Below are 13,656 nucleotides of genomic sequence, written 5' to 3' on the forward strand. Positions count from 1 at the left end.
GACGTGTCGGGGCCTGGACCCGGAGTCCCCCCGCCTTCGTTCCGGATAACAGTCCGAGGCGGTTCAGGCTCCGTCGTCCGGGTTCCAGGCAGACTGGTCATCGAAGGTCAGCAGGGCCGGGTTCATCGTGTCCCATGCGGGCCGGGAGCGGGCGAAGACAACGACTTCGGGCGTGAAGGCGGACGGATCGTCCAGCGTGCCGAGAGCGATGGTGACATGCCCGGTCGTGCCGTCGTTGCGTCCGAATATCCCGCTGCCACAGGTCGGACAGAACGACCGGACGACGCGGGTTCCGTTGTCGGACGTGATTGTGAACGCGCTCAGGTCGCCGCTGATCCTGAACCGGTCCACGGGGAACATGGCCCCGGTCGAATGCCCTGCCCCGCCACTGCGCTGGCAATCCCGGCAGTGGCAGTGGGCCACGATCGCCGGCGCACCGGCCACGCTGTAGCGCACGGCACCGCAGAGGCAACCGCCGGAATGTAACTGATCGCGTCCGCCCCCGGCTGTCATGGACCAGCCCTCACACCGACGCGTTGTTGCGGACAAAGGTCAGGAACGGCAACCGACCGACATGCCAGGCGCAGACGCCATAGCCGACCAGGAAGGTCACCAGCGAGGCCACGAAGTAGCCGTATCCGTAGTAGGGAAATCCGAGTTCCATCGTCACCCAGGTGAACAGGCCGTTGGTCAGCAGGTAGAGCACCTGCACCCCCAGCATGACCTTGCGCAGATCGAAGTAGGCCAGCACGATTCCGACGAACATCAGCAGTACATGGAACAGGGCGCCCAGCACACCGAAGCGGAAGACGCCCAGTTGCAGCGCCGGAATGCCCACCGCCTCGAACAGTGGGCCGGCAACCAGGATGGCGGTCACACACAGGCAGAACTGCAGCACGATCACGTTTCGGGACGCGGCCAGCAGGGCGTCGATCAGGTTCTTGTGGTTTTCCTCGATCCGCTCGTAGTTCGCGTGATGCTCGATGTCGCGATAGAACCGCTGGTAATGCTCGAAGAAGCGCGTCTCGATATTGACGATGAACACCGCCATCGCCGGAACGATGGTCAGATAGGCCAGGAACATGGCGCCGTCATAGATCGGGTAGGAAACGAACCCGCTTTCCAGCACCTCGCGTTCCGGCGCGCACCACATCACCCACTTGTCGACCCAGATCGCCAGATTGTAGATCAGCCCGGCCAGCGCCAGATCCCAGTACTTGCGGAAATAGGCAAGGAACGCGAACGGGCGCGTGATGCGATAGGGATATTCGGCAAACACCCGGGCAACCAGGGCGAAGAAGATCAGGCCCAAACCGAAGTTGAAACCGACGAGAATGCCGAAGGCACCGAAATCGGCGGCAAGGAACAGCCCCATTCCACCGCCGGACATCATGCCGATGAAGAACGCCAGGGTGATGGAGCGATAGTCCTTCAGCGCTGTCAGGAAGACATTCACCATCCAGATGGCGGTGACGAGGAAGTAGTTCATCAGCGCCCCGGCGATGATCAGCGGCGGCACATCGACCACGAAGAAATAGAACGGAACGACGATGAATGCCTGTGTGGTCAGCAGCATGAACAGCGCCGCGACCAGCATCCCCGGAGCCTCGACGACCGCCTTCTTGTAGATCATGTCGGCCAGGTATCGGGTCGCGACCAGCAGGATCGGCCCGGAGAAGGCCAGGCTGAAGGCAAAGTTGTAGATCAGCACGATGCGGAAGGAGATCAGCTCCTCCAGATCGGTGAAATAGATCCCGAAGAGATTGATCGACCCCACAGCCAGGATCGTGAACAGCCACGGCCCCGACGAGACGATCGTCGAATGCGCATAGCCCTGCACGATACCAAGCAGGTCATCGCGATCCGTCAGACGGCGCAGGGCAAATCCGATACCGGCCATCAGGCGGCCTCCTGCTCGGCGCGCTTCACGCGTTCGTCCGGGGACATGGTCTCATAGGCAATGAAGGTCTCGTAGAGCTCGTGGTAGATCCGGTCGATCTCCAGCTTGTTGTAGTACTTGCGGACACGTTCCTTGATCGCCTTCCGGGCGCTGGCCATGTAGGCCGGATCCTTGATCAGTGCCGCAAGCTCCTTCGCTGTCTCCGCCGGGTTGGATAGTGGCGTGATGGCCCCGCCCGTACCCAGCGGCGGATCCTCGTGCGGCATGCCGAACAGCATGTCGCGACAGGCGCCGACGTCAGTTGAAACCGTCGGAATTCCTGCCGCACCACCCTCCAGAATGACAAGCGGCTGCGCCTCCGAGATGGAGGTCAGGACCATGACATCCACCTGGCCCAGGTACTCGGTCAACTGAACGCGACCGGTGAAGATGAAATTCTCCTTCAGGTCCAGATGATCGACCATCTGCTGACACTCGCGGTAGTAATCCACGTCCTCGTCCGTGGGCCCCATCATCAGGGCCTTGATGTCGGGAACCTCCCGCCGCAGCAGGGCAACCGCGCGGATGTAGGTCTTCACGTCCTTGATGGGGACGACACGCCCGATCAGGGCGATCGTCGGCCGGTCGTTCGGTGTCCGCTCCACCTTGGAATACTTCTCGTAATCGACACCATTCGGGATGATGCGCAACAGTTCCTCTGCCGCGCCGTCGCGCCGCTGCAGGTCCTGATTGCCCGTATAGAGCGTGATGATCTGATCGCAGGCCTGATAGCAGCAACGGCTGTAGGCCACGAAGGTATCGATCCAGAGGTCCTTCAGGTCACGTTTCGGCTTCTCCAGCCCGAGGCTGCCGCCCGGTGCCTCATAGAGCCAGTCGGCCATGGCGATCTCGATCCGGCGTTCATTGGTGTAGATGCCATGCTCGGTCAGCAGCACCGGCCGTCCGGTCTCCAGCTTCGCCCGCGCGGCGAACAGACCCGCATAACCGGTGGAAACGGTGTGGAACACCTTCGCCTCCGGCATCGGCGACAGCAGGATGTTGAACAGCCCCCCCAGCAGGGACCGCCAGGTCCAGAAGTAATCGAGGAACGAACTCTCCGGCATGTCCTGGCGGTACATGCGCAGCAGCATCTGCCAGGCTGGCTCGGAGTTCAGCAGGGTGTCACGCCCGAACGCCTTTCGGTTCGGCGCAAGGGTCTTCAGCAGGTGGGCGACATCCTTCAGGTCACCTGCCGCCTGCATGGATTTCAGCGCCGGTTCCATGTCGCTCAGATGCTGCTTCAACCGTCTGATCCTGCCACTGCCTGACGGCATCTTCTGCAGGAACACGTGATTGATGCCCCGGACATTGTCCGGCACCTCGTAGCGACGCTCCGGTGGCTTCTCGCCCGGCATCAGGCTGACGATATGGAAGGTCAGATCGCTCTGCGCACCCACCAGGTCATGCACCCAGCTCGACACGCCGCCCGCCACATAGGGGTAGGTGCCTTCCAGAACCAGGCACACGTCCACAGGTTCGAAATGATCAACGCGCGCCATCGGGTACCAGTGCCTCCCCTGTCATCATGGCTTCGCGCGCGGCATCAGTCGGCGTGTCCGTTGTCGAACTGATGGCATCTCCCTCCGGCGGGTGCATCTGCCGCTCGGCCTCTTCCAGTTCCCTTGTCGGGTCCACGCCCTGCCAGGCCATGATAACGTCGCGCAGGCGATCATTGATCGTCGGATCGGCCAGCAGATCATCCCCAAATCCCGCAACGGCGTACCGCAGCCGGTCGAAATCACCCAGGCGGAAGACCGTTTCCATGTACCAGGCCAGTTCGCTGGGGCGCAGGATACCCTTGGCGAAACCAGCCTCGAACCAGCGTGCGGCTTCTTCCAGCCGGTCTGTCCGCACCATAAGCCGGCCAACCCCCAGCAGCGCATCCGCAAGTGTCGGCTCCAGATCCAGCGCCCTGCGATACCCCTCCTCGGCCTTGCGGCGGTTCTCCGCCTGCCGGTCACCATCAAGAATGCCGCTGAAGGCATACTTGTCGAAATGGCGGGCGACCTCCAGTTGGGCCGCATAGTCACCGGAAGCAGCCCTGGCCGCCTGCTCCAGCTCCATCGCCCGCTCCAGGAAGTCGTTCTCGATGCTTGCGGCGGCCGTTGCCGCCTGCACCCGCACCGCCGGATTGCTGTCGGAAAGGGCTGATTGCAGCGCCGGGGCGAATTCCGGCTTGAAGTCGCGGGTCAGCAGGGAGATCACCGCCCGCTTCTGCTCGATGGAGCCATATTGCAGGACATCTGTGAAGGAGGTGACATTCTGCTGCTTCGCCGAGTCGGCCAGTCCACGGGTCAGCATCTCGTAGAGCTTCTCGGAGGGCTCGTCGAAATGATCGGGAAACAGGGACGCATACCACTCCTCGAACGGTGTCGCGTTCCTGCGGAAATGGACATGCAGCAGCATTGCCATCATGGTGCCAAGGGGCCCGAAGATGCCGAGGAAGGTCGTCGCGACGAACACCAGCACCAGATAGCGGGAGTGGCCGCCGTTGGGTCGCACCTTCCATGCAGCAAACCCCAGCAGAACCGCTGCCAGGGCGTGCATCACCGCCGCAATCCAGGCCGGACCGAGGCGCGCATAGAGAAAGTACAGAATGCCTGCCTCGGCAATGGTCGCCAGAAGGGCAATTCCCAGAATGGAGAGGGTCGCATGATCACTGCCGCCGACCGATGCCTTGCGACGCTCACGCTCGACCTCGATCCGTTCCAGTTCCGCCTCAAGAGCCGCATCGGAAAGTGCCGCACCGCTCATCCCCGGCCTGCCCTGAGGATCGGCGTGTCCGGGGTGGTCCCGGCGTCACGCTCGGTGGGTGTGGTATAGATCGCCTTGGCGGTCGCGGTGATCTTCACCTCCTCCACCCTGGCCACTTCCAGATAGTGCATCACGGCACTGGCAATGCTCTCGGCCACCGTTGCGCCATCCGTTTCGGCGTTGACGGTAGGCAGGATGAGCGCGAACTCGCGCCCGTTCTGCTTGTACTCGAAAGCCTGCACCATGGGCGACATATGCTGCTCGACAACATCACGCAGGGCCTTGATCACCGCATGGCGGCGGTTCTCGTGCAACACGTCCAGCCCCTCTGCCTTCAGCTGCACCGCAGTCACGTCGATCCCCAGGTTCTCGCCCAGGATCTTCATGAACCGCGAATGCTGGCGATAGACGGTGTCGCTCAACAGTGTCCGGTCATCATTGAAGTACATGTTGCCCTGCGCCTTCCGGAAGCGACGGGCGTTGGCGAAGGCCGTGCCGACCCATTCGCTGAGAATGCGGAAGTTCTCCAGTGAGGAAACATGCAGGTCCAGGAAGCCCAGCTTCTCGATCTTCAGCATGCCGACGACTTCGCCGGTATCGACGGACGTCAGAGGCCCGGCGAGAATGCCCTCCCCCGCCAGCAGCCGCTCATCGACCGTGTTGACGACGGACATGATGTGGCGGCGGCCCACCACTTCCTGAAAGATCGCGGTCGAGGAATCGAACACCCGCGCGTAGGTATCGTCGTCGTCCCACCCGTCATTGGTCACGGCCTCCAGTACGCTGCCGTTCAGCAGATAGAGCGAGAACTTGGTCGGCTGCATGACCGCGCGGACCAGATCGGCAATACCGATCAGGACCTCACCGGGGCCGAGCTTCTCGATGGCCTTCGCCGCCTGGTAGAGCGTGAACACCGTCTTGAGCTGGCCCGCGACACGGACTTCCAGATGTTCCTTGGTATGAAGCAGCTGCTCATAGGCGGAGGTAAGCACCTGCTCGCGTTCCGATGTCTCGCTCAATTGCCGGGCGAGCTGCTGATTGCGCTGGCGCAGCCGCTCTCGCAGCAGGCCCACCATCAGGGCAACGATCAGCCAGAGCAGTGGCTCGGCGGCATACTGCCAGGCAATCAGGTAGTCCTCGTTGTTGAAGGAGGTGAAATCGCCGCCGATGGCATCGCTTATGGCCACATCCAGACCATTGTCGATGGCATCTTCCAGAATGGGCCCGATCAGGCGGGACCCGACCGACAGGATGGAGGAAAGGAAGGCGGCAACCAGCCCCTCGAAGACGCCGTACTGGACCGAGATCAGGATGACCGGAATCCAGTAGGGATTCGGATTGACCGTCGCGAAGCCATTGATGCCGCCGATCAGATAGTCGATGCCCACGAGCAGCATCATGATCAGCGCGATTTCCAGATAGGCGACACCCTGTGCCGACTTCAGGAACATGGATTCCTGCTTCACGATCGTGCGTGCGGCCTCTTCCTCACCAAAACCCAGCAGCTGTCTGGCCTGTTCGGACTGCATGATCAGAACCTGACCAGCAGATGGCCGCCGAAGCGCGTGAAGACCGCGTCATCGCCACGGCCCGAAACCCGGGAATGCCCGGCGCGCAGGCCGAGTTGCGAATCCTCGGTGATTTCCCAGAACAGCTCGCCACCGATGCTGGGACCGATCCCGTCACCGATCCGGTCCGCCGACAGGCTGAGGAAGGTGTTGTAGCGGAAGTCGGAGCCGATCGCGTCACCCAGTGAAATGTCCAGCGAGTGGAACTCGGTATCGGTCAGGGGCAATGGATTGAATGCGTTGCCATTGGCGTCGCGTCGCGTCTCGACAGCGCCGACATAGCGCCCGCTGATCGTGTACCCGACGGTCAGGTCCGCCGCGTCCCAGGGCACCCGATAACGCAGGGCGCCGCCAATATCGAAGGACGTTGCAGCAGTGTCGATGGTGTCGATACCGAAGCGGTTCAGGCTTGCCTCCGCCTCGGCGAACCAGCGGCGGCTGAGTTGATGCTCGTGCCGCAGACCGATGGCGTCCTGCAGCGCATCATCGACGATGCCCTCAACCAGTTCCCAGTAAGAGCGATGCAGGGTCAGGCGCAGCGTGGTCCTGGTCTGCGGCGTCCGATAGTCGTAGCGCAGCGCGGCCCCCGGAGAACCGGCACCCGCGAGCAGGGTCCCCTCCAGGTCATGCCCCGGTGCGAGTTCAACGGCGCCATAGACCTCACCGCGCTGATGCATCTCGCTGACAGCTTCCGTGACGCCGCTGGCACGCAGCACCTGATCGTCATCCAGCCAGCGATTCTCGACGCGGACGCCGAACTCCGTGGTCATTGACGTGATGACCCGACCACTGCCTACGGTGATCCACTGGGTATCACCGCCCTCCACGAACTGGATATCGCTGTCGAGGCGAAGCTGTGAACCGTGCTCCCGGTCCAGTGAACGCCGGGCCGAAGCCAGTTCGCGCCGGTTCGGGTCCAGATTGAGCGCCCTGTCATAGAGGCTGACCGCGCGGCGCCATGAGCCTACGCTTTCCTCCAGGGTCGCAAGCTCGACCAGCACATCCGCATTGTCGGGTGCGGTCTGCTGCAGGTCCTGCAGATCGGAACGGGCAGCATCCGTCTTGCCCTGCCGCGCCTTCAGCCGTGCGCGCAGGACATCCAGCCGAAGGTCCTCTGCCGACCTGGCGTCGGCTGACGCTCCGCCCGCCTCCGTCAGCGTGATCCGTGTCACCGCGCCCTCGTGCCCGAGCCCGAAGTTCACCGGGCGCGTGGCAACGATGAGCATGCTGTCGTAGCCGACGGAGACACTGCTGAGCCAGCCGGGCAACTGCTCCGCGATCCCGTCCGCGACGCTGCTGTCAATCGGCTCAGCGAACCGGAGCAGCAATTCGCTCTCACTTGCCTCCGGTTCGATCGTCACCGTCTTGGGCCAGAAAAACTGGATGTCGACACCCGCCGGGCCGGACGAAACCTCGACGCGCGGCTGCAGGACAAGTTCCGTCACGGTGGTGGTGCTCTGTTCGACGGTCGCGCTGGAAACCTCCGGCCGGACGTTCGGTCCCTTGAGCCTGAGCAGTTTCAGGGCGCGTTCCGCCGCCGCGTCTAGACGCCGCTGAACTGCCGGATCGCGGTTCGGAACCGGAGCCGGAGCCGGAACGGCCGGCACACGCGCTGTCGAAGATCCCCCCGGGGGCACCAGAACAACCGATCGGTCGCGTGTGGCGTCCTGCTTTGCCCTGCCCGGCGGCTGCAGGTTCAGTGCGGCTGTCGCTCCACCGGCCGCTGTCGTGCCGTCCAGCCGTGCGGGACGGGCCGTGATCTCCACCGCCAGGACGTTGCCGTCGATCTGAACGGCAAACTCGGCGTCCTGCCGTGTCGTGATGGCAATGGAGCGCGCGCGCTTGTCAACTCCGACAACCCAGTTGGCCAGCCGCTGTCGCAAGGCGCCGACGAACGGGCTGTTGAACTCCTGATCAAACCGCAGGACCAACTGCCGGTCGCTGCGGTCGATCTCGGCATGGAAAGGACCGGGCCAGGAAAACTCGAGCCGTGCCATGGGTCCCAGATCGGCCGAAAGCACGCGTACCAGCGGCGCATCGACGGCTGCGGACTGGCCGATGCCGCTGGTGACCGGCGACATGATCAGCGCAAGCACCAGCAGGGCGCGGGACAGCATTGTCCCCGCCCTTCCCGTCCCGTCGCGAGCCGCCGACATCCTACGCACGCAAGCCAAACCCCCGGATCGTTTCCCATGTGCAAATTGCACAATAGACCAACTGATCTCCAGATTAATGCAAGTTGATGACCAGCAAGCTAACGCTTCTGGCGCCGGAAGTGGTTGAAATAAAACAACACACGCCCGTTATGGCACAATGGCGGCTTCCCCTCAGACGCCTGATGCGCGACGGCTCGCGACGCTGTCGAGCCAGTTGCCATAGAATGCCCGACCATCCTGCTGCCAGTGCGCCACCGGTTGGGCGGTGTCATCATCGTCGGGATAGTAGTTCAGCGGCAGCTCTATCGCCGCACCGGATTTCTTGTCGCGATCGTACTCTCGCTTCAGGGTATCGGCGTCATATTCGAAGTGATTGAGCATGTAGACGCAGCCCTTCGCCGGGTCCTCGAGCAGACAGATCCCCGCCTCGGCGCTTTCCGCCAGAACCACCAGACCCGTGTCAGCCGGCAGATCCTCCCGACGGGTTTCGGAATGTCGGGACACTGGAACCGCGAAGGGCCTGCTGACGCCACGCAGCACCGATCCTTCATCCAGTACTGCATGAGAAAAAACGCCGAACCTCTTGGCACTCAATACGTGTTTCGGCATTCCGTAATAGTGCTTCAACGCGGCCTGTGCGCCCCAGCAGATGCTGAACACACCCAGGTGACGCTGTCCGATCCAGTCCAGGATCTGTTCCATCTCCGACCAGTAGGGCACCTCTTCAAAGGGCACCTGCTCGACAGGCGCACCTGTGATGATCAACCCGTCGAAGCGGAATTCCCGCACCTCCGCGAAGCTGCGATAGAACTTCCTCAGATGGTCCACCGGGGTATTCGCGGACCGGTAGTCTGGCTGACGCACGCGGTCCATGTAGGCGCTGGTGGCAAACAGCACGACCGCCACGTCGTGGGTCTCATGCGCCAGCATGCGGATGAGCTGCACCTCGGTCGCGATCTTGTCCGGCATCAGGTTCAGGATGCCGATGCGAAGCGCGCTGTCAGGTGCCGCATCAGGCGTGGCGACCTCCGCCACCGACAGGCCCTCCTGGCGCAATTGCGCCAGACAGGGCAATCCTTCGGGCAGGAACAGTGTCATTTCGAAACGCTCCCCGCCGGTTCAGGCCGCGGCCCGGACGCGACGGTCAATCGCGTCCGCGACCAGATTGATCACGTCATCATGATCACGGACCCCGGCAACATCCGCAGCCTCGACCACATAGCCATATCTGTCCGCGATGGCCTGGTAGCGGGGGATGCGATGCTGCCACAGCTTCGGAAACACCCACTTCACGAAATCATCCGGATCGATGTCCGCCACCTGCTCGACGGGTGCGGCAGGCAGGCCGCGCTCCTCCCGATACTCGGGGATCACGGAGCGCAGGAAGTCGTCGCGATAGAACAGTGGTTTCGGATTGCGCATCGCCGCCGCCTGGATCCGGTTGTAGTCCGCCTCCCCCGCGCGGATGTAGAGCAGCAACGTATGCTCGGCCAGCGCATGCAGTACCGGATCCTCCTGGCTGCCCGAAGGATCCACGATCTCGCAGATGCTGCCGGACGCATCATTGATGAAATTCGGGTAGCCGTAGATATCCAGCGCCTTGCGCATGAAACGGGCGACATCATGCATGGAGCTGATCTCGCCCTGTTCATGCAGGTCCTGGCGCTCACGGAAGTCGGCATAGCTCAGGCCGCCTTCCTCCATCCCATCCGGTGCCGGTCGCCCGATCTTGCCCAGAAAGGTCGAGATCGGGTCCAGGTTCTGGACGGTGATGTTGGAGCAGATGTAGATCGAGTCCGACAGCAGCAGGTTCCGCAGGAACGGGACCTGCATCGCCTGACGCTTGATGTTGTCGAGAATGTCCTCTTCCAGATACTTCGTCCCGATCCGGTAATCCGCCGAATAGTGGAACCAGAGATCGGTCGGCAGGCGTTCCGCCAGCATCGTCTTGCCGACACCCGACATGCCGAGCAGCGTGATCGACTTGTGCGCCGCGCGGCGGAACGCATCGCCGGATTCGTAGAACATCAGACAACTCCAGAAGTCAGAAAGACCGAAAGGCTCAGAGCCCCTCCACCGCGATGAAGGAGCCATCGGCAGCGCCCTCACGCTCCTTCTTCGCCGCCTGATATTCCGGCGAGTTGTACCAGGTCTTCGCGGCCTCCAGCGAGGCGAAGCGCAGGACCACCACACGGTGGGTTTCGGCCGGTCCCTCCAGCGTCACGGTCTCCCCGCCCCTGGCGACATACTCTCCCTGGTACTTGGCGATCGTCGCGGGCGCGAGCGCCTTGTAATTCTCGTACTTGGCCGGATCGGTGACATTAACTCTGGCAATGACGAACGCGCTCATGGACTTGGCTCCCCGGTTGATGTGAATTGTTCCACTCGGATCATTGGCAGACAGTTATGGGGGAGGAAGCCATGGAATGGAAGTTCTCGACGATAGAGAAAATGGGACGCATCGCGATCGTTCGCTTCGATCGCGGTGTCGCGGCCAATCCGCTGTCGCTGGAGGCCATGCAGGAACTGACCGCGATCGCGAAGCACTTCGATGAGGATCTGGAGACATCCGTCATCGTGCTGACGGGCCGGGAAGACAATTTCTCCATGGGTTTCGATCTCAAGGACCCCCATTCCGTGGCCATGCGCACGGCTCCGCTGCAGAAGCGGCGGAAGCTGCTGCAGACCGGCCCGCGCATGTGCAAGGCCTGGGAGGATCTGGAGCAGATGACGATCTGCGCCATCGAGGGCTGGTGCGTCGGGGGCGGAGTCGCGCTGGCCGTGTCGCTGGACCTGCGTGTCATGGCGGAAGGCTCGACGCTCTATGTCTCGGAGATCGAGCGGGGCATGAACATGAGCTGGAATTCGGTCCCGCGCTTCGTGAACCTGTGCGGCCCGGCAAAATCGAAGCGCGTGGTTGTCATGGCAGAACGCGTAGGGGCGGATCGGGCGCTCGACTGGGGTCTGGCGGACGAAGTCGCGCCGAAGGGCGAAGCCCTGGCCGAATCCATGAAGATGGCCGAACGCATCGCGTCACTGCCGCCGGTGCAGGTGCGCATGTGCAAGCGCGACGTGGACGTGGCCGCCAAGGCGCTGAACCATGCCGTCAGCTTCATGGACCTGGACCAGTACGCCCTCAGCCAGACATCCAACGACTATCAGGAGGGCGTTGACTCGTTCCTGGAGAAACGCCCGCCGAACTGGACAGGCAGTTGATCAGGCGCGGGCCGCATGCACCAGCATCCGGCCCGCGTCCGCCTGAGCCTCAGCCTGCTGCTGCCTGGCTCGGCAGTGGTCCGGCTTCCCGTTCGACGAACATCTTCAGGTCATGTTCATCGGCAACCTTGCTGTCGTTCTCCAGCATCTCCTCGGTATTCACATCCGCGAACTGGATCGCCCCCATCTCGGCAAAGGCGCTCTGGACCCGCGGACCCCAGAGACCGATATCCTTGACGATGGGCACGACGCGGCTGAACAGGCGCTGGCGGAACTGGGCCATGTGCTGTGATTCCATCACTGCAGCGGCGCACTCCCTGGCAGGCAGACCAAGCTGTTCCCAGACTTCCATCTGGTTGAAGCGGTCGCGCATGTGGTAGCAGGCCTCGACGACGAACTCTTCCCGCTCGTCCCGCTCCGACTGGGTCAGTTCCGGATAGAAGTCCCGCAGCGACAGACGGCCGAACGCAACGTGGCGCGCCTCGTCCTGCATGACATAGGCGTTGACGGCCGCGGCCAGCGGATTGGTCGAATAGTCCCGGATACGCTGGAACGCAGCCAGCGCCAGCCCTTCGATCAGGACCTGCATGGTCAGATAGGTCATGTCCCAGCGGCTGTCGGTCAGCCCCTGCTCCAGCAGCGTCTTCAGGCCCGGGGTCATCGGATAGGCCAGTTCCATCTTCTCGTGCAGCAGCCGGTTGTAGGCTTCCACATGCCGGGCCTCGTCCATCACCTGTGTTGCGGCGTAGAACTTGGCATCCAGATGCGGCACCGTCGCCACGATCTTGGAGGTGGCGATCAGGGCACCCTGCTCCCCGTGCAGGAACTGGGAGATCTGCGCGGCCTGCTGATGGATGCGGGTCTGCGTCTTTTCCTTGTCCGTCATCCGGTTCCAGATGTCGGTCCCGTAGATCGGAACGATCCGGTCATCGATCTCCATCGGGTTCTCGGGATCCAGGTCTATCGACCAGTCGATGCGCTCGGCGGCGTCCCACTGCTGCTTCTTTCCCTTGTCGTAGAGCTGCAGCAGCTTCTCGCGCTCGTCATCATACTCCCAGACAAATGCGATCTCGGTTTTGCCATCAAAATTCCAGCCAGTGCTCTCCACCGGCAGGACATAGCGGTCGATTGTTGTCATCTGCTCTCTCCCTTGTTCCTGTTTGACAAACATGAAAGTGAATTCATATTCACTTGTCAAGGAATACCTGTTCTGGCAAGAATCAGGGCGCAGTTCCCGCTCCGGCCATCCGGCTGATGCGCGCGAAACCGGTGCCTCAGCGAACGGGGCTGGAGTGAGGCCGCACGATGGGCTACGGCAACACGAATGAACATGGTGGGAAGTCATGAGCGCCTCTGACCCGGAAGAAAACGACGCACGTGTCATGCCCGTCCGACAGCAACGGTCGATGGCGCGCCAGCAGGCCATCCTGCGGGCGGGACGGAGCCTGTTGCAGAACGTGCCGTTCGACACCCTGCGCATGGAACAGATCGCGACAGAGGCCGGATGTTCCGTCGGGACGCTCTATCAGCGTTTCAAGGACAAGGATGCCCTGCTGGATGTCATTCTGGAGGAGGTCGTCGCCGAGCTGGACGACCTGGTGACCGAGGAACTGTCGCCTTCCCGTTTCAAGGACCTGTCCGCCCAGGTCGGGATCTGGCACGTCGTTTCTGTCGCGCACGGTTTCCTGCATGCCAATCAGGGCCTGCTGCGCGCGATCACGGCCCGGCAGCTTCGTCAGCCGGACGCGATTTCCGTGCTGCAGCAGGCCGGCGCTCGTGTCGTCCGGGTCAGCTTTGAGTCCCTGTCCGAATGCAGCGACAATTTCCGCGAGACAGTCGAGAAGCGGACCTACCAATTCGCCCTGCAGATGGTGATCGGCACCCTGAACAACGCGATCATCAACCGGCCGGGTCCTTACCAGATCGGCGATTCGGCTCTCGTCGACCAGTTGACCCTGGCCGTCTGCCGCATCACCGGACTGCCTGTATCGCGGCCCTGAGGCTTCGGCATCGGCCCGAGGCG

Annotated in this window: 12 protein-coding genes; 2 read left to right on the plus strand and 10 right to left on the minus strand. The window is 62.6% G+C overall.

The window, feature by feature from the left end:
- Positions 1 to 63: 63 nt before the first annotated feature.
- The 9 genes from QGV54_RS09095 to QGV54_RS09135 all read right to left on the minus strand — a co-directional run bounded on the left by QGV54_RS09095 (position 64) and on the right by QGV54_RS09135 (position 10,767).
- Complete coding sequence (locus tag QGV54_RS09095) at positions 64 to 513, minus strand: GFA family protein (RefSeq protein WP_281017157.1); 450 nt, start codon at positions 511 to 513, stop codon at positions 64 to 66.
- 10 nt (positions 514 to 523) lie between these two features.
- Positions 524 to 1,900, minus strand: a complete 1,377-nt coding sequence (pelG, locus tag QGV54_RS09100; RefSeq protein ID WP_281017156.1) for an exopolysaccharide Pel transporter PelG — start codon at positions 1,898 to 1,900, stop codon at positions 524 to 526.
- Positions 1,900 to 3,438 (minus strand): GT4 family glycosyltransferase PelF, encoded by a 1,539-nt coding sequence (gene pelF, locus QGV54_RS09105; RefSeq protein ID WP_281017155.1) that lies wholly within the window; start codon positions 3,436 to 3,438, stop codon positions 1,900 to 1,902. The genes pelG and pelF overlap by 1 nt, the downstream gene beginning before the upstream one ends.
- Positions 3,425 to 4,693: a hypothetical protein gene (locus QGV54_RS09110; protein ID WP_281017154.1), complete on the minus strand. Its 1,269-nt coding sequence runs from the start codon at positions 4,691 to 4,693 to the stop codon at positions 3,425 to 3,427. Before QGV54_RS09110 ends, pelF begins: the two co-directional genes overlap by 14 nt.
- The gene (locus QGV54_RS09115) at positions 4,690 to 6,222 is read right to left on the minus strand and encodes a GAF domain-containing protein (protein WP_281017153.1); all 1,533 of its coding nucleotides are present in this window, start codon (positions 6,220 to 6,222) and stop codon (positions 4,690 to 4,692) included. Before QGV54_RS09115 ends, QGV54_RS09110 begins: the two co-directional genes overlap by 4 nt.
- Positions 6,223 to 6,224: 2 nt before the next feature.
- Entirely contained in the window at positions 6,225 to 8,378 is a 2,154-nt protein-coding gene (locus tag QGV54_RS09120) for a tetratricopeptide repeat protein (RefSeq protein WP_281017152.1), read from the minus strand.
- Between the two features lie 210 nt (positions 8,379 to 8,588).
- Positions 8,589 to 9,515 (minus strand): homoserine O-succinyltransferase, encoded by a 927-nt coding sequence (locus QGV54_RS09125; RefSeq protein WP_281017151.1) that lies wholly within the window; start codon positions 9,513 to 9,515, stop codon positions 8,589 to 8,591.
- Between the two features lie 21 nt (positions 9,516 to 9,536).
- The gene (locus QGV54_RS09130; protein WP_281017150.1) at positions 9,537 to 10,445 is read right to left on the minus strand and encodes a hypothetical protein; all 909 of its coding nucleotides are present in this window, start codon (positions 10,443 to 10,445) and stop codon (positions 9,537 to 9,539) included.
- Between the two features lie 34 nt (positions 10,446 to 10,479).
- Positions 10,480 to 10,767, minus strand: a complete 288-nt coding sequence (locus QGV54_RS09135) for a DUF1330 domain-containing protein (protein ID WP_281017149.1) — start codon at positions 10,765 to 10,767, stop codon at positions 10,480 to 10,482.
- A 71-nt stretch (positions 10,768 to 10,838) separates the two neighbouring features.
- On the opposite strand from QGV54_RS09135, the gene QGV54_RS09140 reads away from it, so the two are divergent.
- Positions 10,839 to 11,633, plus strand: coding sequence for an enoyl-CoA hydratase/isomerase family protein (locus tag QGV54_RS09140; protein WP_281017148.1), 795 nt, complete (start codon positions 10,839 to 10,841; stop codon positions 11,631 to 11,633).
- 49 nt (positions 11,634 to 11,682) lie between these two features.
- Here the strand turns inward: QGV54_RS09140 and QGV54_RS09145 are convergent, their stop codons facing one another.
- Entirely contained in the window at positions 11,683 to 12,771 is a 1,089-nt protein-coding gene (locus QGV54_RS09145; RefSeq protein WP_281017147.1) for a ferritin-like domain-containing protein, read from the minus strand.
- Between the two features lie 205 nt (positions 12,772 to 12,976).
- Between QGV54_RS09145 and QGV54_RS09150 the strand changes: the two genes are divergently transcribed.
- A complete protein-coding gene (locus QGV54_RS09150; protein ID WP_281017146.1) occupies positions 12,977 to 13,633 on the plus strand; it encodes a TetR/AcrR family transcriptional regulator in 657 nt (218 codons plus the stop codon).
- The last annotated feature ends 23 nt before the right edge of the window (positions 13,634 to 13,656 follow it).

It is taken from the genome of Minwuia sp. IMCC3060 (assembly GCF_029909435.1).
In the GTDB taxonomy this organism is placed as follows: domain Bacteria; phylum Pseudomonadota; class Alphaproteobacteria; order Minwuiales; family Minwuiaceae; genus Minwuia.